General features: G+C 70.2%; 14 protein-coding genes. 2 read left to right on the top strand and 12 right to left on the bottom strand.

All coding sequences use genetic code 11. The features are described from left to right. Positions 1–127 precede the first annotated feature (127 nt). From whiA to uvrB, 6 genes are all read right to left on the bottom strand, one after another. On the bottom strand, positions 128–1,108 hold the full coding sequence (gene whiA, locus EDF47_RS19430) for a DNA-binding protein WhiA (RefSeq protein WP_111083957.1): 981 nt from the start codon (positions 1,106–1,108) through the stop codon (positions 128–130). 75 nt (positions 1,109–1,183) lie between these two features. Next, the gene (gene rapZ / locus EDF47_RS19425; protein WP_111083956.1) at positions 1,184–2,083 is read right to left on the bottom strand and encodes an RNase adapter RapZ; all 900 of its coding nucleotides are present in this window, start codon (positions 2,081–2,083) and stop codon (positions 1,184–1,186) included. Between the two features lie 103 nt (positions 2,084–2,186). Next, positions 2,187–4,262 carry an excinuclease ABC subunit UvrC gene (gene uvrC / locus EDF47_RS19420; RefSeq protein WP_131880200.1) on the bottom strand — a complete coding sequence of 692 codons (2,076 nt, stop codon included), beginning with the start codon at positions 4,260–4,262 and terminating at the stop codon, positions 2,187–2,189. Continuing rightward, positions 4,263–7,289, bottom strand: coding sequence for an excinuclease ABC subunit UvrA (gene uvrA / locus EDF47_RS19415; RefSeq protein ID WP_243698094.1), 3,027 nt, complete (start codon positions 7,287–7,289; stop codon positions 4,263–4,265). Positions 7,290–7,338: 49 nt separating this feature from the next. Further along, a complete protein-coding gene (locus tag EDF47_RS19410; RefSeq protein WP_131880202.1) occupies positions 7,339–8,256 on the bottom strand; it encodes an SDR family NAD(P)-dependent oxidoreductase in 918 nt (305 codons plus the stop codon). Then, positions 8,246–10,318, bottom strand: a complete 2,073-nt coding sequence (uvrB, locus tag EDF47_RS19405) for an excinuclease ABC subunit UvrB (protein WP_111084166.1) — start codon at positions 10,316–10,318, stop codon at positions 8,246–8,248. Before uvrB ends, EDF47_RS19410 begins: the two co-directional genes overlap by 11 nt. 193 nt (positions 10,319–10,511) lie before the next feature. Between uvrB and EDF47_RS19400 the strand changes: the two genes are divergently transcribed. Then, entirely contained in the window at positions 10,512–11,840 is a 1,329-nt protein-coding gene (locus EDF47_RS19400) for an MFS transporter (protein WP_131880204.1), read from the top strand. A gap of 289 nt (positions 11,841–12,129) precedes the next feature. On the opposite strand, the gene EDF47_RS19395 is transcribed toward EDF47_RS19400, so the two are convergent. The 6 genes from EDF47_RS19395 to EDF47_RS19370 all read right to left on the bottom strand — a co-directional run bounded on the left by EDF47_RS19395 (position 12,130) and on the right by EDF47_RS19370 (position 19,906). Then, on the bottom strand, positions 12,130–13,341 hold the full coding sequence (locus EDF47_RS19395) for an acyltransferase (RefSeq protein WP_131880206.1): 1,212 nt from the start codon (positions 13,339–13,341) through the stop codon (positions 12,130–12,132). Next, positions 13,338–14,831, bottom strand: coding sequence for an AMP-binding protein (locus EDF47_RS19390; protein WP_131880208.1), 1,494 nt, complete (start codon positions 14,829–14,831; stop codon positions 13,338–13,340). The genes EDF47_RS19395 and EDF47_RS19390 overlap by 4 nt, the downstream gene beginning before the upstream one ends. Before the next feature lie 22 nt (positions 14,832–14,853). Continuing rightward, entirely contained in the window at positions 14,854–15,897 is a 1,044-nt protein-coding gene (locus EDF47_RS19385) for a hypothetical protein (protein ID WP_131880210.1), read from the bottom strand. Beyond that, positions 15,894–16,496 carry a dephospho-CoA kinase gene (gene coaE / locus EDF47_RS19380; protein WP_131880212.1) on the bottom strand — a complete coding sequence of 201 codons (603 nt, stop codon included), beginning with the start codon at positions 16,494–16,496 and terminating at the stop codon, positions 15,894–15,896. Before coaE ends, EDF47_RS19385 begins: the two co-directional genes overlap by 4 nt. Positions 16,497–16,587: 91 nt before the next feature. Beyond that, positions 16,588–18,066, bottom strand: coding sequence for a 30S ribosomal protein S1 (rpsA, locus tag EDF47_RS19375; RefSeq protein ID WP_111083948.1), 1,479 nt, complete (start codon positions 18,064–18,066; stop codon positions 16,588–16,590). Between the two features lie 160 nt (positions 18,067–18,226). After that, positions 18,227–19,906, bottom strand: a complete 1,680-nt coding sequence (locus EDF47_RS19370) for a DUF885 domain-containing protein (protein ID WP_131880214.1) — start codon at positions 19,904–19,906, stop codon at positions 18,227–18,229. A gap of 89 nt (positions 19,907–19,995) precedes the next feature. Here EDF47_RS19370 and EDF47_RS19365 point away from each other — a divergent pair, with 89 nt between their 5' ends. Beyond that, complete coding sequence (locus tag EDF47_RS19365; protein WP_133939176.1) at positions 19,996–20,781, top strand: VOC family protein; 786 nt, start codon at positions 19,996–19,998, stop codon at positions 20,779–20,781. Positions 20,782–20,904: the final 123 nt, after the last annotated feature.

The following is a 20,904-nucleotide window of genomic DNA, read 5'->3' as shown; positions in this document are numbered from 1 at the left end:
AGGGCATGAGCCCGGTTCAATACCGAGCTCACGCCCTCGCGGCCTAATCTGACTTCACGGTCCAACAAACCGGGACCAGTTCACAGCTGGCACCGCGCCTCCCGTCATGCAGGTCGGACGACCCGTCTCAGACGCCCTCGAGCTCCTCGGGGACGCTCGCTTCCGTCCCGGGGATGCCGAGGTCGGACGCGCGCTTGTCGGCCATGGCGAGGAGTCGGCGGATGCGACCGGCGATGGCGTCCTTCGTCATGGGCGGATCGGCGTGCTGGCCGAGCTCATCGAGCGACGCGTCGCGGTGCTGCAGGCGCAGCGCGCCGGCGTACTGCAGGTGGTCGGGGACCTCGTCGCCGAGGATCTCGAGCGCGCGCTCGACGCGGGCGCAGGCGGCGACGGCGGCCTGCGCCGAACGGCGGAGGTTGGCGTCGTCGAAGTTGACGAGGCGGTTCGCGGTCGCACGGACCTCGCGACGCTGCCGCATCTCCTCCCAGTCGGCGGTGGTGCGGGCGGCGCCCATCACCGTGAGCATCTGGCCGATGGCCTCGCCGTCGCGGATGACGACGCGGTGGACGCCACGGACCTCGCGACCCTTCGCGGCGACGCCGAGACGCGACGCGGCACCGACGAGGGCCATGGCGGCCTCGTTGCCGGGGCACGTGACCTCGAGCGCTGCGGCCCGGCCCGGGTCGGTCAGGGTGCCGGAGGCGAGGAACGCACCGCGCCAGATCGCGGCGAGGTCCTCGCGGTTGCCCGTGGTGAGCCGGTTCGGCAGCCCGCGGACGGGGCGACGACGGGCGTCCATCAGACCGGTCTGGCGTGCGAGGGTCTCCCCCGCCTCGAGCACGCGGACCAGGTAGCGGGTGCCACGACGGGACGACGCGGACGAGCCCACCGACGCCTCGCTGCGGACGCCGTACAGCTCGGCGAGGTCCTTGCGGACCCGGTGCACGATGATCCGGGTGTCGAGCTCCACCTCGACCGCGATGCGGCCCGAGATGACGTGCAGGCCACCCGCGAACCGGAGGATCGTGGCCAGTTCGGCGGCGCGGACCGTGTTGCGGTTCACGGCGACCCTGGCCAGTTCGTCCTTGACCTCGGCAGTCAACGGCACAGCATCATTCCTAACGTTCATCTGGTGGTCCCGCGATTCCGGCGGCACGTACGTGGGGAGCGGCCGGAGGGACGGTCACTCCCGGCCGAGATCTCGGTTCTTCACACGCACGGCGACGCCAGGCATCCCGCGGAGGAGGTTCGCCAACTCGGCGACGATGGCGACCGAGCGGTGCTTCCCGCCGGTACAGCCGATGGCGATCGTAGCGTGTCTTTTGTTCTCGCGCTGGTACCCCTCGAGCACCGGCTCGAGCACGGAGACGTACCGATCGACGAACGGACGGGCTCCGGCCTGGGCCAGGACGTAGTCCGAGACGGGCTGGTCGAGGCCCGTGTGGGCCCGGAGTTCCGGGACCCAGTAGGGGTTCGGCAGGAACCGGACGTCGGCCACCATGTCGGCGTCGGCGGGCAGTCCGTACTTGAACCCGAAGCTCATGAGCGTCACCTGAACACCCACGAAGTGATCGTCGGCGAACTGCTCGGTGACGGTGTTCGCGAGCTGGTGGATGTTGAGGTCCGAGGTGTCGATCACCATGTCGGATGCCTCGCGCAGACCGGCCAACCGTGTCCGCTCGCGCGCGATGCCGTCGAGCAGGGTGTCCTCGCCCTGGAGCGGGTGGGGTCGTCGGACCTGCTCGAAGCGCCGCACCAGGACGGCGTCGGTGGCTTCGAGGAACAGCACCCGGACCCGTGCGGACGTGGTCGACCGCACCTGTTCGACCGCGTGCTCCGGGTCCGTGAAGAACCGTCCGCCGCGGACGTCGACGACCGTGGCGATCTTCGGGATCTTCTCGCCGGCGCGGTCGGCCAGCTCGGTGAGCGGTGCCAGCATCTGCGTCGGCAGGTTGTCGACGACGTACCAGCCGAGGTCTTCGAGGGCCTTGCCGACCGTCGAACGCCCGGCCCCGGACATGCCGGTGACGATGAGGATGTCGTGCTGCGACGCGTGCGCGGTCGCTGTGGCGCTGTCGGTCATCTGGGAGTGGGCTCCGTCGTGGCGGCCCGGGCGCGTCGCCCGGGGAGGTCTCGGCTGCGGGACCAGGGTATCGCCCGACAGGTGTCGGGAGGCACGGGATGCGTCACGTGGGCAGCTGCGGACCGTCGTGGGTCACGTCGGGGACCCGCACCGGCCCTCCTGGGAGCGGTGCAGGGTCCGCTGGGTCCGCGGTGTCCGTCGGGTCCGTCTCGGCGTCCGGCGCGCTCGTCGGACTCGCCGTGCTGGTGGCCGGCGCGCTCGTCGGGGTCTGCTGCAGCTTCGTGACGACCGCCGCGGCAGTCGCCGGACCGACGCCGTTGACCTCGCTGATCTCGTCGGCCGTGGCCTCGCGCAGCCGTGCCACGGACCCGAAGTGCTTGAGCAGCGCGTTCACCCGCGACGGCCCGAGCCCGGGGATCTCGGACAGCCGGGACCGAACGTCGCGCTTGCGGCGGGTGCGCTGGTGCGTGATCGCGAATCGGTGCGCCTCGTCGCGGATGCGCTGGATGAGGAAGAGCGCCTCGGAGTTGCGCGGCATGATCACCGGGAAGTCGTCGTCGGGCAGCCAGAGCTCCTCGAGACGCTTCGCGATGCCGACCAACGCGATGTCACGCACCCCGGCTTGGTCCAGCGCGCGCTTGGCGGCCTGCACCTGGGGTTGTCCACCGTCGACGATGAGCAGTTGCGGGCGGTAGGCGAACCGCTTCGAGGGCTTGGAGCCCTCGACCACCTCGGCGCTCGTCACGTCGGGGACGTCCGGCAGGTCGGCGTCCTCGTCGAGGCGCGCCAGACGCCGGGTGAGCACCTGGTACATGCTGTCGGTGTCGTCGGTGGTCTCGGCGATCGTGTAGCGGCGGTACTGGTCCTTGCGGGGCAGGCCGTCCTCGAACACCACCATCGACGCCACGACGTTCGTGCCCTGCAGGTGCGAGATGTCGTAGCACTCCATGCGGAGCGGGGCCTCGGTCATGCCGAGGGCGTCCTGGATGTCGGCCAGCGCGGCGGAGCGGGTCGTGTAGTCGGCGGACCGCTTCGTCTTGTAGAGCATCAGCGCCTGGGCGGCGTTCTGCGCGGCCGTGCGGGCCAGGCCGGCACGGTCACCGCGCTGCGCGGTGCTGAGCTTCGTGCCGCGGCCACCCCGTCGTTCGCTGAGCCACTGCTGCAGTGCGTCGGCGTCCTCGGGCAGGGTCGGCACCACGACCTCGCGCGGGGGTTCCTCGGCGACGGCGGCTGGCGTGAGCTCGTTGTCGGCGTAGACGCCCTGCACGATCTGCTCGACCAGGTCACCGGTCGAGATGTCGAGCTCCTTGTCGACGACCCACCCGCGGACACCGCGGATGCGCCCGCCACGGACCGAGAACAGCTGGACGGCGGCAGCGAGTTCGTCCTCGGCGATGCCGAACAGGTCGAGGTCGACCGAGTCGCGGAGCACCACGGCGGACTTCTCGAGCACGGCCTCGAGCGCCTCGACCTGGTCGCGGAACTTCGCGGCCTGTTCGTACTGCATGGCGTCGGCCGAGGCGCCCATGCGCTGACGCAGCTCGGTGATCACCCGGCGGTCGTAGCTGTTCATGAACCGCACGAACTCCTCGACGAGCGCACGGTGCTCCTCGATGGTGACGCGCTGCGAGCAGGGACCGCCGCACTTGCCGATCTGCCCGGGGAAGCAGGGCTTGCCCGTCTGCATCGCGCGCTTGTACGAGGAGTCCGAGCAGGTGCGGATCGGGAACACCTTGATCATCAGGTCGATGGTGTCGTGCACCGCCCAGATCTTCGGGTACGGCCCGAAGTACTTCGCGCCCTTGATCTTCCGGTTCCGCGTGACCATCACCCGTGGGGCTTCGTCCGCCATGGTGATCGCCATGTACGGGTACGACTTGTCGTCACGGAACTTGACGTTGAACGGCGGGTCGAACTCCTTGATCCAGGTGTACTCGAGCTGCAGTGCCTCGATCTCGGAGCCGACCGTCGTCCACTCCACGCTGCGGGCCGTCAGCACCATGCGCCGGGTGCGTTCGTGCAGCGTCGGCAGCGGTGCGAAGTAGTTGCTCAGCCGGGCGCGGAGGTTCTTCGCCTTGCCGACGTAGAGCACCCGGCCGGCCTCGTCACGCCAGCGGTAGACGCCCGGGTCGGTCGGGATCTCCCCCGCCTTCGGGCGCCACGGAACGGTGTCCGCCACCTACCGTGCACCCGCCTTCTGCTTGGTCGACTTGCCCGGTCGGCTCGCCGTGCGGGCCTCCACCGCCTGCTGCTTGCCGACCCGGGCGTCCTGTGCGTCGAAGATCTCCCGCAGGAAGACGCCCGTGAAGCTCTCCGGCACGTCGGCCACGTGCTCCGGGGTGCCGGTGGCGAGCACCGTACCACCGCCGGCGCCACCCTCTGGGCCCATGTCGATGACCCAGTCGGCCGACTTGATCACGTCGAGGTTGTGCTCGATCGTGATGACGGTGTTGCCCTTGTCGACCAGGCTCTGCAGCACGATGAGCAGCTTGCGGACGTCCTCGAAGTGCAGACCCGTCGTCGGCTCGTCGAGCACGTAGACGGTCCGGCCGTTCGAGCGGCGCTGCAGCTCGGTGGCGAGCTTCACGCGCTGTGCCTCGCCGCCGGAGAGCGTGGTCGCGCTCTGGCCGAGACGGACGTACCCGAGGCCCACGTCGACGAGCGTCGCCATGTACCGGTGGATCGCGGAGATCGGTTCGAAGAACTCGGCCGCCTCGCTGATCGGCATGTCCAGGACCTCGGAGATGCTCTTGCCCTTGTAGTGGACCTGGAGCGTCTCGCGGTTGTAGCGCGCGCCGCCGCAGACCTCGCACGCGACGTAGACGTCGGGCAGGAAGTTCATCTCGATCTTGATCGTGCCGTCGCCGGAGCAGTTCTCGCACCGGCCGCCCTTGACGTTGAAGCTGAACCGACCGGGCTGGTAGCCACGGGTCTTCGCCTCGGGTGTCTCGGCGAACAGCTGACGGATCCGGTCGAACACGCCCGTGTAGGTCGCCGGGTTCGACCGCGGTGTGCGGCCGATCGGGGCCTGGTCGACGTGCACGACCTTGTCCAGCTGGTCGAGGCCCTTGACGCGGGTGTGCTTGCCGGCGATGTGCCGGGCGCCGTTGAGCTGGTTCGCGAGCACCTTGTACAGGATGTCGTTGACCAGGGTGGACTTGCCCGACCCGCTCACGCCGGTCACCGCGGTGAACACCCCGAGCGGGAAGTCGGCGTCGATCGTCTTGAGGTTGTTCGCCCGTGCGCCCTGCACGCTGATGGTGCGCTTCAGGTTGACCTTGCGACGCTCGGCGGGGACCTCGATCGCACGACGGCCGGCGAGGTAGTCCCCCGTCACCGACTCGCGGTTCGCGATGATGCCCTCGTACGAGCCCGAGTGCACGACGTTGCCGCCGTTGACACCGGCCCCGGGGCCGATGTCGACGACCCAGTCGGCCGTGCGGATGGTGTCCTCGTCGTGCTCGACGACGATCAACGTGTTGCCGAGGTCCTTGAGCTTGACCAGGGTGTCGATGAGGCGGCGGTTGTCCCGCTGGTGCAGCCCGATGCTCGGCTCGTCGAGCACGTACAGCACGCCGGTCAGGCCGGACCCGATCTGCGTCGCGAGACGGATGCGCTGTGCTTCGCCACCGGAGAGCCCGCCGGCGCCGCGCGCCAGGGTCAGGTAGTTCAGGCCGACCTCGAGCAGGAACTCGAGGCGCGCCCGGATCTCGCGCAGGACCGCCGCGGCGATGTGCGCTTCGCGGTCGGTGAGCGTCAGGGTGTCCATGAACGCGTACGCGTTGTCGAGGGACATGTCGGTGACGTCGGCGATGCTGCGGCCGTCGACCGTGACCGCCAGGACCTCGGGCTTGAGGCGTGTGCCCTCGCACACCGGGCACGGGACCTCGCGCAGGTAGCCCTGGAAGCGCTGGCGCTGCGAGTCCGACTCGGCCTCGGCGAACTTGCGCTCGATGTAGGGCATGACGCCCTCGAACCCGCTGGTGTAGCGCATCTCGCGGCCGAAGCGGTTGCGCCAGGAGACCGACACCTGGAAGTCCTTGCCCGTCAGGATCGCGGCCTGCACCGAGGCGTCGAGCTGGCTCCACGGGGTGTCGAGCGTGAACCCGAGGTCCTTGCCGAGGCCGGCGAGGAGCTTCTCGAAGTACGAGTACAGCCCGCTCGCTCCGGTCCAGGGCAGCAGGACGCCGTCGCGCAGCGAGGCATCGGGGTCGCCGAGCACCAGGTCCGGGTCCACCGACATGCGCGTGCCGAGCCCGGAGCACTCCGGGCAGGCGCCGAACGGCGCGTTGAACGAGAACGTGCGGGGCTCGATCTCGGTCAGCGCGAGCGGGTGGTTGTTCGGGCAGGACAGGTTCTCGGAGTAGGTGCGCACGGCGCCGGGTCCGTCGTGGTCGACCAGGTCGATGCCGACGGTGCCACCGGTCAGGCGCAGTGCCGTCTCGAGCGAGTCGGTGAGCCGACCGAGGATGTCCTCGTTCGACACCAGACGGTCGACGATCACCGAGATGTCGTGCTTGACCTGCTTCTTGAGCTTCGGCGGTTCGCTGAGCTGGATGCGCTCACCGTCGACGATCGCGCGGGCGTAGCCGGACGCCGCGAGTTCCTGGAAGAGGTCGACGAACTCGCCCTTCTTCTTGGAGATGACCGGGGCGAGCACCTGGAAGCGCGTGCCGGACTCGAACTCCATGAGCTGGTCGGCGATCTGCTGCACGGTCTGCTTGCTGATGACCTCGCCGCACGTCGGGCAGTGCGGCACCCCGATGCGCGCCCAGAGCAGACGCATGTAGTCGTAGACCTCGGTGATCGTGCCCACCGTCGACCGCGGGTTGCGGTTCGTCGACTTCTGGTCGATCGACACCGCGGGCGACAGCCCTTCGATGAAGTCGACGTCGGGCCGGTCGACCTGGCCGAGGAACTGCCTGGCGTACGCGGACAGGGACTCGACGTAGCGTCGCTGGCCCTCGGCGAAGATCGTGTCGAAGGCCAGCGACGACTTGCCGGATCCGGACAGGCCGGTGAACACCACGAGGGAGTCACGGGGGATCTCGAGGTCGACGTTCCGGAGGTTGTGCACCCGGGCCCCGCGGACGCTGAGCGTCGAGGAGCCGGTCGGGACGGTCACGCCGGGGAGGTGGGGGTCGGTCGGCTCGCCGAAGGCGTTCCGGCCCGAGGTCGCGGTGCCGCGGTCAGAGGTGATTGTCATCGCCGTCGATTCTACGAAAGGGGTCCGACATCCGCCCGCGAGTCGGTGGTCAGACGAGTGCGTCGAGAGCGAACGCGGCCCCGGAACGACGCTCGCTGGCCGTCCAGAGACGCGCAGCGGCGGTCCGGTCGTGGGCGCGCGGCTCGGCACGGACCACGGCTGCGGGTCCGCGCAGCTGCATCCACCCGGCCGGTCCCCAGTACTCCCCCGAGCGCACGTCCGCGGCGACCGCAGCGTGCACGAGGGGCTCGGCACCGGCGTCCTTGCCCTGGGCGTACAGCCGCTGCGCCGGACGAGTCCACGCGGGTTCCGGGCGCGACGGTGCGACGTCCGGGCGCTCCGGCGAGAGCGCGTCGAGCGACAGCCCGGGGTGCGCGACCACGCTGGCGACGGACGAACCCGCATCCGCCAACCGCTGGGCGAGTTCGAAGCCGAACAGCATCACCGCGAGCTTGCTGCGGCCGTACTGCCGGTAGCTGGAGTAGTGGCCGACGCGGAACGGGTCGCCCGTGTCGAGGCTGGCCCACCGGTGTGCGATCGACCCGAGGTGCACGACGCGACCGCCACGCTGTTCGAGCAGCGGCATCGTCAGCGCCGTCCAGGCGAAGTGCCCCAGGTGGTTCGTGCCGATCTGCAGCTCGGTGCCCTGTGCGGTGGCGCTCGGGGTCGAGGCCCCGACGACGCCGGCGTTGTTCACGATCGCGTCGACGCCGTCCGGTTCGAGGGCCGCGAGCTCGTCGGCGGCGACACGGACGGAGTCGAGGTCGGCGAGATCGAGGTGGACGTGCGCCAACGACGCCCCGTCCACGTGCCGCCGGATGCTCTGCTCCGCCGCTGCGGCCCGACCCCGGTCGCGGGTGGCGAGCACGACCCGGTGCCCCGACGCGGCCAGCTGCTCTGCCGCGTGGTACCCGAGGCCCGCGCTCGCCCCGGTTACGACGACCGTGCGACGACCGTCAGCTGACATGCCCGGCCGACTCCATCTGCCGCAGCGCCTTCTTCAGGTCCTGCACCTCGTCGCGGAGTCGCGCGGCGAGCTCGAACTTCAGCTCGGCCGCGGCCTGCAGCATCTGGTCGTTGAGGTCGCCGATCGTCGCCTCGAGCTGGGTCGCGCCCTCGCCCGCGATGCCGCCGCGCTTCAGGTTGGGCGTGGGCGAGCGGCGACCGTCGGCACCGGGACGACCCTGCAGCAGCGCCTTGGTGTCGTCGTTCTCGCGCTGCAGCACCTCGGTGATGTCGGCGATCTTCTTGCGGAGCGGCTGCGGGTCGATGCCGCGCTCCAGGTTGTACGCGACCTGCTTCTCGCGACGACGATCGGTCTCCTCGATCGCGGTCTTCATCGAGTCGGTCATCTTGTCGGCGTACATGAGCACCTGGCCCGACACGTTGCGGGCCGCGCGACCGATCGTCTGGATGAGCGACGTGGACGACCGCAGGAAGCCTTCCTTGTCGGCGTCGAGGATGGCCACCAGGGACACCTCGGGTAGGTCGAGGCCTTCTCGCAGCAGGTTGATGCCGACGAGCACGTCGTAGACGCCCTGTCGCAGTTCGGTCAGGAGCTCGACGCGCTTGAGCGTGTCGACGTCGGAGTGCAGGTACCGCACCCGCACACCGGCGTTGCCGAGGAAGTCGGTCAACTCTTCCGCCATGCGCTTCGTCAGGGTCGTGACGAGCACGCGCTCGTCCTTGTCGACGCGCTGCTTGATCTCCTCGAGCAGGTCGTCGATCTGGCCGTCGCTCGGCTTCACCACGATCTCGGGGTCGACCAGGCCGGTCGGACGGATGATCTGCTCGACGACGCTGTCAGTGATGCCGAGCTCGTACCGACCGGGCGTCGCCGACAGGAAGACCTTCTGCCCGACGCGGTCGAGGAACTCCTCGAACCGCAGTGGACGGTTGTCGAGGGCGCTCGGCAGCCGGAACCCGTGGTCGACCAGGGTGCGCTTGCGCGAGGCGTCGCCTTCGTACATCGCACCGATCTGCGGCACGGTGACGTGCGACTCGTCGATGACGATGAGGAAGTCGTCGGGGAAGTAGTCGATGAGGCAGTGCGGTGCCTCGCCAGCGACGCGGCCGTCCATGTGCCGCGAGTAGTTCTCGATGCCGGAGCAGAAGCCGATCTGCTCCATCATCTCGATGTCGAACGTGGTGCGCATGCGGAGCCGCTGGGCCTCGAGCAGCTTGCCCTGTCCCTCGAGCTCGGCCAGGCGCTCGGCGAGCTCCGCCTTGATGTCGACGATGGCGCGGTGCATGACGTCGGTGTCGGCGACGTAGTGCGACGCCGGGAAGATCGACACGGCGGGCAGGTCGTTGATCACGTTGCCGGTGAGCGGGTGCAGGGACGAGAGCGCTTCGACCTCGTCGCCGAACATCTCGATCCGGATGGCGTGCTCTTCGTACATCGGGATGATCTCGATGGTGTCGCCGCGCACGCGGAAGGTACCGCGGGCGAAGTCGACGTCGTTGCGCTGGTACTGCATCGAGACGAACTTGCGCACGAGCTGGTCGCGCGAGATCGTCTGCCCGACGTGCAGGGCCACCGAGGCGTTCATGTACTGCTCGGGTGTGCCGAGGCCGTAGATGCAGGACACCGTCGACACCACGACGACGTCGCGCCGGCTGAGCAGCGAGTTGGTCGTCGAGTGCCGGAGCCGCTCGACCTCGGCGTTGACCGAGGAGTCCTTCTCGATGAAGGTGTCCGTCTGCGGGACGTACGCCTCGGGCTGGTAGTAGTCGTAGTACGACACGAAGTACTCGACCGCGTTGTTCGGCATCAGACTGCGGAACTCGTTCGCCAACTGCGCGGCGAGGGTCTTGTTGTGCGCGAGCACGAGCGTCGGCCGCTGCACCTGCTCGATGAGCCACGCGGTCGTCGCCGACTTGCCCGTACCGGTCGCACCGAGCAGCACGACGTCGGTCTCACCGGCGTTGATGCGCCCGGCGAGCTCGGCGATGGCCGCTGGCTGGTCGCCACTCGGCGTGTACTCGCTGATGACCTCGAACGGACGTACCGCTCGGGTCGGTTCGATCGCAACACCCATGGCATCAACGGTAGTCGGCACCCCTGACACCAGCGCCCCTGCTCGCCCTCGGCGTATTGTCCTCGCCAAGCAGCCTCCAAGTCCGCTGATAACCAGCGGGCATAGCGTCCGGTCCGTTCAGCAACCCGATCGCTCCGCACGTCCCCGACGAGCCAGCACGAGCCACACCCGAAGAGGCCCCATGACGACGGCGACCCCCGCCGCACCGACGAAGGGCACCCCGTTCCGCGGTCGCATCCGCGGACGAGTGCTCCTCCTGCTCTGCTTCATGTACGCGATCTCGTACATCGACCGGACGAACATCTCGACGGCGCTGCCGCACATCACCGAGGAGTTCGGCTTCAACGAGGCCACCGCGGGCCTGATCGTGTCCGCGTTCTCACTGCCCTACGCGCTGCTGCAGGTCTTCGGCGGCACGATCAGCGAGAAGTTCGGACCGCGCAAGGCCCTCTTCGTCATCACCGTGGTGTGGGGCGTCGCGACACTGTGGACCGGCTTCGCGGTCGGCTTCTGGACCCTGTTCGCGGCCCGGGCGCTCCTCGGGCTCAGCGAGGCCGCGGCGTTCCCGACCGCGACCCAGGCCATGACCCGCTGGATCCCCCGCGACCGCAACGGCTTCGCGCAGGGCGTCGTGCACTCCGCGGCCCGGCTCGGCAACGCGCTGGCCCCGCTGCTCGTCGCCTGGGTGATCGGTTCGACGGGCAGCTGGCGGTGGGCGTTCTTCGCCACGGCGGTCCTGTCCTTCGCCTGGGGCATCGTCTGGTTCGTCTGGTTCCGCGACAAGCCCGAGTCCACGAAGGGCATCACGCAGGTCGAGATCGACGAGCTCCCGCCCGTCGAGACCCGTGCGACCCGCCCGCCGGTGCCGTGGCGGCAGATGGCGCGGCAGATCCTGCCGGTGACCTTCGTCGACTTCGGCTACGGCTGGACCCTCTGGGTGTTCCTCACGTGGCTGCCGACGTTCCTCAGCTCGACCTACGGGCTCGAGATCGGCGACTTCGCGCTGTTCACCACGCTCATCCTGCTCGCCGGCGTCATCGGCGACACGGTCGGCGGCATGCTCAGCGACCGGATCATCCACCGCGGCGGCAACACCCGGAACGCCCGCCGGACCGTCCTGGTGATCGGACTCGGCGGGTCGCTCGTCTGCCTCATCCCGCTCGTCATCGGGCAGGGCCTGCTCGTCGCGACGATCTCGCTCGCGCTGTCGTTCTTCTTCCTGGAGCTCTGCAACGCGAACCTCTGGGCGATCCCGATGGACGTCGCCCCGCAGTGGTCCGGCACCGCGTCCGGCTTCATGAACACCGGCTTCGGCATCGCCGGCGTGGTCTCCCCGATCGTCTTCGGGCTGCTCATCGACGCGTCCGGCTGGCAGCTGCCGTTCGCCCTGTCGTGCGTGCTGCTCGGCGCCGCGGCGGTCGTCGCGTGGTTCATGAAGCCGCAGCGGCTCACGTCGACGAACGGCGTCCTCGAGGTCGGCACCCCCGCCGCCGAGCAGCGCGCCGTCTGACCCGCGACGCGCGCTGTCAGCGGCACGCCGTGCCGGATCGGGCGTACCTGGTCGAGAGGAACGACCAGGTACGCCCGATCCCGCTGTCCGCAACGGAACCCGCGGGCGTGCGCGCGGCCCTGGTGGTCCCCGACCGCCGGACGGGAGGCCCGGGTCCAGGCCGACCCGCGCCTCCCGTCCGCCGCGCAGCGCGTCCACCGCCGCGACGCGCATCCGCCGCCGCGCACAGCGAGCAGGAACGGGCGTACCTGGTCGGGAGAACCGACCAGGTACGCCCGGAACGGACAGGTCAGCGCCGGGTGGCGCGCGCCTGACGCTGGGCGCGGGACGCGAGCGACGGCCGGCCGGTGAGCGGCACGCTCAGCGGGGTCCACCGGAACGCCTCGGTGACCGCCACGGACAGCGCCACCACGAGCAGGTACGTGACGAGCGTCAGCCACGGCCGCGGCACCACGGCCTCGAGCCAGCTGTCGCCGTACAGCAGGATCCAGATGAGGAACGGGTGGCTCAGGAAGATCCCGAACGACCGGTCCGAGGCGTAGTCGACGAAGCGCGCGACCGGGCTGCCAGGACGCCGACGATCCGCCCAGCGCGCACCGATCGCCAGGAAGCCGACGAAGACCGCGGTGCTCCACACGGCCTCGATCGGTTGCAGCGGAGTCCCGGCAGCGTAGAGCGACTGGCCGAGGGCGACCTGGAGCGCCCAGACGCCGAGCGTCAGTGCGCCGACGCCGGCGAAGGCCCAGAGCACGGCCCGGCGGTGCACCCGGATGAACCGGAGGAACGCGTCGGCGTGGTCGGCGGCGATCGCCCCGGAGACGATGAAGAACACGTACGAGAAGAAGAACTGCTTCTGGTAGCCGTGCAGCCAGGCGTCGCTCGCCGGGAAGTACTTGTACCCGGCGAACACGACGAGCTGCACCACCAGCGCCACGACGAGCGTCGTGACGTGGTGCCCGCGGGTCTTCCGGACCAGCCACACGATGACCGGCAACAACAGGTACACCTGCATGGTCACGAGCAGGAAGTACAGGTGGTACCAGGACGAGCCGGTGACGATGCCCTCGGCGAGGGTGCGCACCAGGTCGGGCACGTCGCCCCGACGGGTGCTGCTGAGGAGCCAGCTCGAGCCGACGTACACGAACGACCACGCCAGGTACGGCACCCCGACGAGCAGGAACCGCTTCGGCCAGAACTGCGCCATCGGCCGCGGTCGCAGCGTGTAGCTGTAGACGAGCACGAACGCCGTCAGCGAGAAGAAGACGAGCCGGGTGAAGTGCAGCAGGGCGAGCAGCGCGTTCAGGCCGACGTCGTCGGACGCGGCGGTGTGGCTGGTGGTGTGCACGCCGATGACGCAGGCGAAGGTCAGGATCCGGAGGACGTCGACCTCGTACAGGTGGCGTGGCTTGCCCGCCGCGGTGCGGGTCGGGGTCTGGACCTGTGGCTGTGGCTGCGGCTGGGCCTGCGGCTGCGACTGCGACTGCGGCTGGGCGCCGGTCACGACGGCTGCGCCATCGTCCGCACCTTCGCCCGCTGCACCTTGCCGGTGGGCGCGCGCGGCAGGTCGGGGACCACGATGATCTCGACGGGGCGGCGGAAGCGGGTCAGGTGGGCCTCGGCGCGCGCGGTCAGGTCGGCGACGAGCCCAGCGGCGTCGGCTGCGTCTTGCTGCAGGATCACGTACGCCACCGGGACGGCCCCGAGCACGTCGTCCGGCCGCCCGACCACGACGGCCTCGAGCACCCGGGGGTCGCCGAGCAGGACGTCCTCGACCTCGGAGGGGTAGACCTTCTCGCCGCCGCGGTTGATGACGTCGTCGGAGCGTCCGGCGAGCGAGACCCAGCCGTCCGCAGCGACGGACCCCACATCTCCCGTGCTCAGCCAGTTGTCGGCGTCGAAGCGGTCGGGCGCGCGCCCGAACAGGTAGCGCCCGACGATCCCCGGGCCGCGCACCCACAGCGCACCGACCTCGTCGGCGGGCAGGGCTGCGCCGTCCTCGTCGCGTGCCTGCACCTCGGACCCGACGGGCACGCCGACGGTCCCGGTGCGAGCAGGCGCGTCCAGCGGTGTCGCGGTGATCTGCGACGCACCTTCGGTCATCCCCCAGCTCACGACGAGCGGGACGTCACCGAGTGCCGTGCGCACCGGGTCCGGCAGCGGTGCCGAAGCGCTCCGGACGAACCGGAGGCCCTCCGGGAAGTCCAGTGGCCCGGTCTTCGCGAGCACGGCGAGGATCGCCGGCACCGCGTTCAGCCAGGTGATGCGCCGCTCGGCGAGCAGTTCCCAGAACCCGGTCCGCCGGAAGCGCACGTCGAGCACGAGCGTCGCCCCGGCGACGAGCGTCGCCAGCAGGCCGACGACCTCGGCGTTGACGTGGAACAGCGGCAGCGAGTTGAACCCGCGGTCGCGGCCGGTCAACCCGTTGTGCCGCGCGACCGCCCGCGCGACGAACAGCAGCTGCGACTCCGGCAGCTCGACGCCCTTCGGAGCGCCGGTCGACCCGGAGGTGAAGAGCACCACGGACCCCTCGCCCGGTGCGTCCGGGCTCTGCGTGGGCACGTCACCGTCACGGACGGCGGCCGGGAGGAACGTGGCCGCGTCGATCCCGCTGGCGGGCACTCCGGGGACGGTCCCGTCCACGGCGCGGTCCGACACCACGATCGAGGCCCCGCCGATCAGGTCGGCGAGACGGCCCGGCTCGGTCGCCGGCTGTCCGGTGTCCACCGGGACGGCACGGCGCCCGGTCGCCACGGCGGTCAGGTGCACCACGGCGAACGCGAGGGGATCGCCGACGTCGACGAGGACGGCTCCGGAGGCGGGTACGCCGATCGCGTCGAACGTCGCGGACCAGGCGGTCACGGCGTCCTCGAGCGCTCGGTAGGTCAGGACGCGCGCGGAACGGGCGTCCTCCAGGTAGGGGCGCTCGGGGCTCTCCGCCGCGCGGTCGCGGATGAGCGAGCGCAGGTCGGGTTCTCCGTCGACGGGCTGCACCAGCAGAGGCTATTGCGCGAGCCTATGAGCCGTCAGAGGGGAACCGGTGCAGCATCCACTGCCAGAGCGCGGTCATCCGGGGTTCCCCATCCGGTCCGAGCGGCGTGGAGTCCTTGATGATGAACGAGTGCGCCTTCCCCCGGCCCCGGACGTCGGTCAGGATCGCGTGCGGGTCCGCGCCGGCGAGCGGTGGATCGGTGTCCGTCCGGAACGGGCCGTCGACGCCGTCGAGCCCGAGGACCCGCCACGACCCGGTGATCCGCGGGCCGAAGGTGTCGCGGACGTCGTCGACGGCGTACATCCGGGCCACGGGGGTCTTGCCGGGACGGTTCATCCACGCCGCGTGCGACGGCCCCCGTGACTCGACGGGCGACGAGAACATCAGCGCGCCGCGGACGGACCGGATGTGCGCGATGTACGCCGCCTCGCCGCCGCCCTGGGAGTGTCCGGCCACGACGATGTCCTGCCAGGCGATGTCGTCGTCACCCTGCACGAAGCGGCCCCACCCGCCGTCGGGGTCGTGGTCGTCGAGGTAGGCCACCGCGTCACGGAAGCGCGACACGATCGACCCGGCGGGCGTCACCGAACTGAGCTCGGACTGACGGGTGCCGTCGAACCGGTTGCGCTGCACCATGCCGTAGCAGCGGGCGTCGGACTCGCACGTGCCGGACAGGGTGCGACCGAGGTTCCAGTAGTCCAGCCCGAGCACGTGGTACCCGTCCGCCAGGGCCTGCCCGAGGAACCGCTGGTACTCCGCCGGGCGCGACCTCGTCGCGGGCAGGAACAGCAGCAGGGGGCCGTCCGCCGAGGTGCGGGCGGCGAAGTCGTCGCGGTTCGGGGTGAGCCGCTCGCCGCCCACGGTGCCGAGCCGGAAGCGGTGGAACTCCCCCTCGGGTCCGCGCTCGTCGCCCGACGGTGGCTCGTCGGCGTGCGAGCGGTCGATCGTGGGGACGCGGCCCTCGTCCTCGATGCGCTGCGCACCGAGCAGGTTCGCTGCCACCAGCGCACCGCCGCCGATCGCGACGAGCACGATCGCGGCGAGGACGAGCAGCAGACGGTGCTTCACGAGGTGATCCGCGACCACACCTCGTCGGCCGATCGGATCGTCTGGTCGAGGGTGCCCGTCGCGTCGACGACGTGGTTGGCGAGTGCGAGTCGGTCGGCGTCGCTCGCCTGTGCGGCCACCCGGCGCTCGGCCTCGTCGCGTTCCATGGCACGGTGCTCCACCAGCCGCTCGATGCGCTGCGCAGCGGGGGCGTCCACGACCACGACCGCATCGAACCGGAGCGGGCGGGATCCGCGGGCCTCGGCGAGCAGGGGCACGTCGTACACGACGACCGCGTCCGGGTCGACGGCCTCAGCCGCGTCGAAGGCACGCTGGGCGAGCCGCCAGACCTCGGGGTGGGTTATCGCCTCGAGGTCCTTGCGTGCCGCGGGGTCGGAGAACACGATCGCTCCGAGCGCGGGACGGTCGAGCGCGCCGTCGGCCGTGATCACCGAGGAGCCGAACCGCTCGGCGACCTGCGCGAGCCCGGGGCTGCCGGGTGCGACGGCGTCCCGCGCCAGCCGGTCGGCGTCGACGACGACGCCGCCGTGCTCCGCCCACCGCTTGGAGACCGTCGACTTGCCCGCGGCGATGCCGCCCGTGAGACCGATGATGCGCACTGCGACAGGCTAACGACCCGCAGCGTGGAAACGCCGGAAGCCCGGCACCCCCTGGGGGATGCCGGGCTTCCGGTCAGTGCGACTCGCTCGATCAGTTGGTCGAGCTGAGCTTCTCGCGGAGCGCCGCCAGCGAAGCGTCGTCGGCGAGGGGGCTTGCGCCACCGGTCTCGCTCGAGAACGACGACGAAGAGGAAGCGGACGACGTCGAGGCGCCGGCCGGGAGGTCGAAGCCACCCTTTTCCTCGTCGGCGATGGTCTTCGCGACCTGCGCCTTGTGGGCTTCCCAACGACCCTGGGCGGCCGCGTACTGGCCCTCCCACTCGGTGCGCTGGGTGTCGTAGCCCTCGAGCCACTCGTTCGTCTCCGGGTCGAAGCCGTCCGGGTACTTGTAGTCACCCTTGTCGTCGTACTCGGTCGGCATGCCGTAGAGCGCCGGGTCGAACTCGGTGCCCTCGGGGTCCACGCCCTCGTTCGCCTGCTTGAGGCTGAGCGAGATGCGGCGACGGTCGAGGTCGATGTCGATGATCTTGACGAAGACCTCGTCGTTGACCGAGACGACCTGCTCGGCGAGCTCGACGTGCTTGTTCGAGAGCTCGGAGATGTGCACCAGGCCCTCGATGCCGTCGGCAACGCGGACGAAGGCACCGAACGGGACGAGCTTCGTGACCTTGCCCGGTGCGATCTGACCGATCGCGTGGGTGCGGGCGAAGACCTGCCACGGGTCCTCCTGCGTCGCCTTGAGCGAGAGCGACACGCGCTCACGGTCCAGGTCGACCTCGAGGATCTCGACGGTGACTTCCTGACCGACCTCGACGACCTCGCTGGCGTGCTCGATGTGCTTCCAGCTGAGCTCGGAGACGTGGACGAGACCGTCGACGCCACCGAGGTCCACGAACGCACCGAAGTTGACGATCGAGGACACGATGCCCTTGCGGACCTGGCCCTTGTGCAGGTTGTTGAGGAACGTGGTCCGGGACTCGGACTGCGTCTGCTCGAGGAGCGCACGGCGCGACAGGACCACGTTGTTGCGGTTCTTGTCGAGCTCGAGGATCTTCGCCTCGATCTCCTGGCCGAGGTACGGCGTGAGGTCGCGGACGCGACGGAGCTCGATGAGCGAGGCGGGGAGGAAGCCGCGGAGACCGATGTCGACGATCAGGCCACCCTTGACGACCTCGATGACCGTGCCGGTCACGACGCCGTCGGACTCCTTGATCTTCTCGACGTCGCCCCATGCGCGCTCGTACTGCGCACGCTTCTTGGACAGGATGAGGCGGCCTTCCTTGTCCTCCTTCTGGAGGACCAGGGCCTCGACCTCGTCGCCGACCTTGACGACCTCGTTGGGGTCGACGTCGTGCTTGATCGAGAGCTCGCGCGAGGGGATGACGCCCTCGGTCTTGTAACCGACGTCGAGGAGGACCTCGTCGCGGTCGATCTTCACGACGGTGCCGGAGATGAGATCACCGTCGTTGAAGAACTTCAGGGTCTTCTCGACCTCGGCCAGGAAGTCATCAGCCGAACCGATGTCGTTGATGGCGACCTGCTTAGGAGCCTTGGTCGTAGTGGTTGTCATGTAGAGATTGCTCCGAACGGACATGAGTCGGGCCGTGGCGTGCGGGGAGTCGAGACCCCCGGGGTGCTCCGCCGTGGCGATTGATTGAGTGGCGCGGATTGCGCCGCACAAGTCTAACCGCACCGGCGGAGCCCCCACAACCGGGCGTGTCACCCGCGCGTCAGCCGAGCAGCGCGCTCCGCAGCGTGTCGAGACCGATGCTGCCGAGGGCGAGCGCACGACGGTGGAACGACTTCAGGTCGAAGTCGGCGCCTTCGCGGGCGGCGACCTCGTCGCGGATCGACTCCCACACGCGCTGGCCCACCTTGTACGACGGCGCTTGTCCGGGCCACCCGAAGTACCGCGCGACCTCGAACTGCACGAAGGCGTCGTCCATGTTCACGTTCTCGCGCATGAAGTCGAGGGCGTACTCCCACGTCCAGCCGCCGCCGTCCGGGTTCGTCTTCTGCAGGTGCACGCCGATGTCGAGCACCACGCGGGCGGCACGCATGCGCTGGCCGTCGAGCATGCCCAGCCGGTCGCCGTCGTCGTCGAGGAACCCGAGCTGCTCCATCAGGCGCTCGGCGTAGAGCGCCCAGCCCTCGACGTGCCCGGACGAGCCGGACAGCTGGCGGCGCCACGTGTTCAGCTCGCCGCGGTTGTAGACGCCCTGGCTGATCTGCAGGTGGTGGCCGGGGACGCCCTCGTGGTAGACCGTCGTCTTCTCGCGCCAGGTGCCGAACTCGGTGACGCCCTCGGGCACCGACCACCACATCCGGCCCGCGCGCGAGAAGTCGTCGGACGGCCCGCTGTAGTAGATGCCGCCCTCCTGCGTCGGGGCGATGCGGCACTCCAGCCGGCGGATCGGGTCCGGGATGTCGAAGTACGTGCCGGCCATCGCCGCGACGGAGGCGTCGCTCGTCTCCTGCATCCAGCGCTGCAGGGCGTCCGTGCCGTGCAGGATCCGCGACTGGTCGGTGTCCAGCACCTCGATCGCCCGGGCCACGCTCGCACCCGGTTCGATCCGGTCCGCGATCCGCTCCTGCTCGTCGCGCATGCGTGCGAGTTCCTCGAGGCCCCACTCGTACGTCTCGTCGAGGTCGACGACGGCACCGAGGAACCGGCGGGAGTGCAGCTCGTAGGCCTCGCGCCCGACGGCGTCGACCGGGGTGGCGAGCGGCAGCAGCTCGTGCTCGAGGAACTGCCCGAGGCTCCGGTACGCGGCCGACGCGACCTCGGCCCCGCGGGTCAGCTCGGCACGGAGCGAGTCCGGCACGGGAGAGCCGTCGTCGAACGCCGCACCCTCGGCGAGCCGGCGGAAGAAGCCGTCCTCGGCACCGTTGCGGGCGGCCTGCTCCGCGACCAGGGCGACCTGCCGCTTCGCCGGGGTCACGTCCTCGCGCGTGCCCTCGAGCAGGGTCTCGCGGATGCCCTCGAGCGCGTCCGGCAACGCGTGCAGTCGGCTGGCGACGTCGTGCCAGTCCGACTCGGTCGCCGTCGGCATCAGGTCGATGATCTCGCGGACCGACTGGGCCGGGCTCGCGATCACGTTGAGGTCGCGGAGGTGCAGCTTCCGCGCGTACGACTCCTGCACCAGGTCGAGTTCGGCACCGAGGTCCGCCTTCGTGACCTCGTCGACGGGGTCCACCACGGCCGCGGCGTCGAGCGTGCGCTTCGCGGCCCGTGCCGCGTCGGCCAGGGCGGCCGCGCCGGCGGGCGAGGTGTCGCCGTACTCCCCGGTGCGACCCGGCACACCGATGTACGTGGCCGTCGTCGGGTCGAGGTCGACGAGGGTGGCGACCCATCCCTCGGCCACGTGGTCGACGGCGGTCTGCTGGCGGACGGGACGCTCTTCGCTCATGCTTCGACCCTACCGACCGGCTCGGACGACGGACAGCGGTCCTAGGATCGTGACCACCGGTACCGTCCGGTCAGAGGAAAGGATGTTGCATGTCCGAACACGATGGTCGCTGGACCGAGGGCACGCCCTGCTGGTCCGACCTGGGTGTGCCCGACGTGGACGCGGCCCGCACCTTCTACACCGAGGTGTTCGGGTGGCACGTCGAGGACGGCCCCGCTGAGGCCGGCGGGTACGTCACGGCGCTCCTCGGTGGCCGCCCGGTGGCCGGGATCGGTCCGCTCACGGGCGAGGGACAGCCGCCGAGCTGGACGGCGTACCTCGCCACCGACGACGTCGATGCCATCACCGCTCGCGTCATCACCGCAGGCGGCAGCGTCCTGACACCCGCGTTCGACGTGCTCGATGCCGGTCGGATGGCGATCGCCGCCGACCCGACGGGTGCGGTCGTGGGACTCTGGCAGGCAGGGGCGCACGACGGCTCCGGTCGGGTCAACGAGCCCGGTGCTCCGTGCTGGGCCGAGGTGCACACGCGCGACGCCGAGGCGGCGAAGGCCTTCTACACGGCCCTGTTCGGCTGGTCGTACGACGTGTTCGGCGATCCGTCGGAGCCCTACGCCTCGGCGAAGCTGCCCGGAGCGCCCGCCGAGGCCGACCCGGTCGCCGGCGTCTTCGCGCCACCAGGCGGCCTGCCGGAGGGCGTCCCGGCGTACTGGTTGACGTGGTTCGGCTCGGACGACACCGACGGGACCGTCGACTTGGCCGTCCAGCGGGGCGGGACCGCCCTGATGGAACCGTTCGACAGCCCGTTCGGGCGCTCGGCGATCGTGCTCGGCCCCCAGGGCGAGGTGTTCGGCGTCGTCGCGATGCCGGCCTGAGGGCCAGGCCACGAACGGACGGGAGGCCCGGTGCCAGCTGTGGACTGGTCCCCGGTTCTTGGACTGATTAGTCGGTTCGAGATCCGGGGATGGTTCGTGTGGGTGGTACCGCGTCGTCGTTGA

It is taken from the genome of Curtobacterium sp. PhB190 (genome assembly GCF_004365385.1).
Lineage (GTDB): Bacteria > Actinomycetota > Actinomycetes > Actinomycetales > Microbacteriaceae > Curtobacterium.
This window is presented reverse-complemented; position numbering and strand designations above follow the sequence as displayed.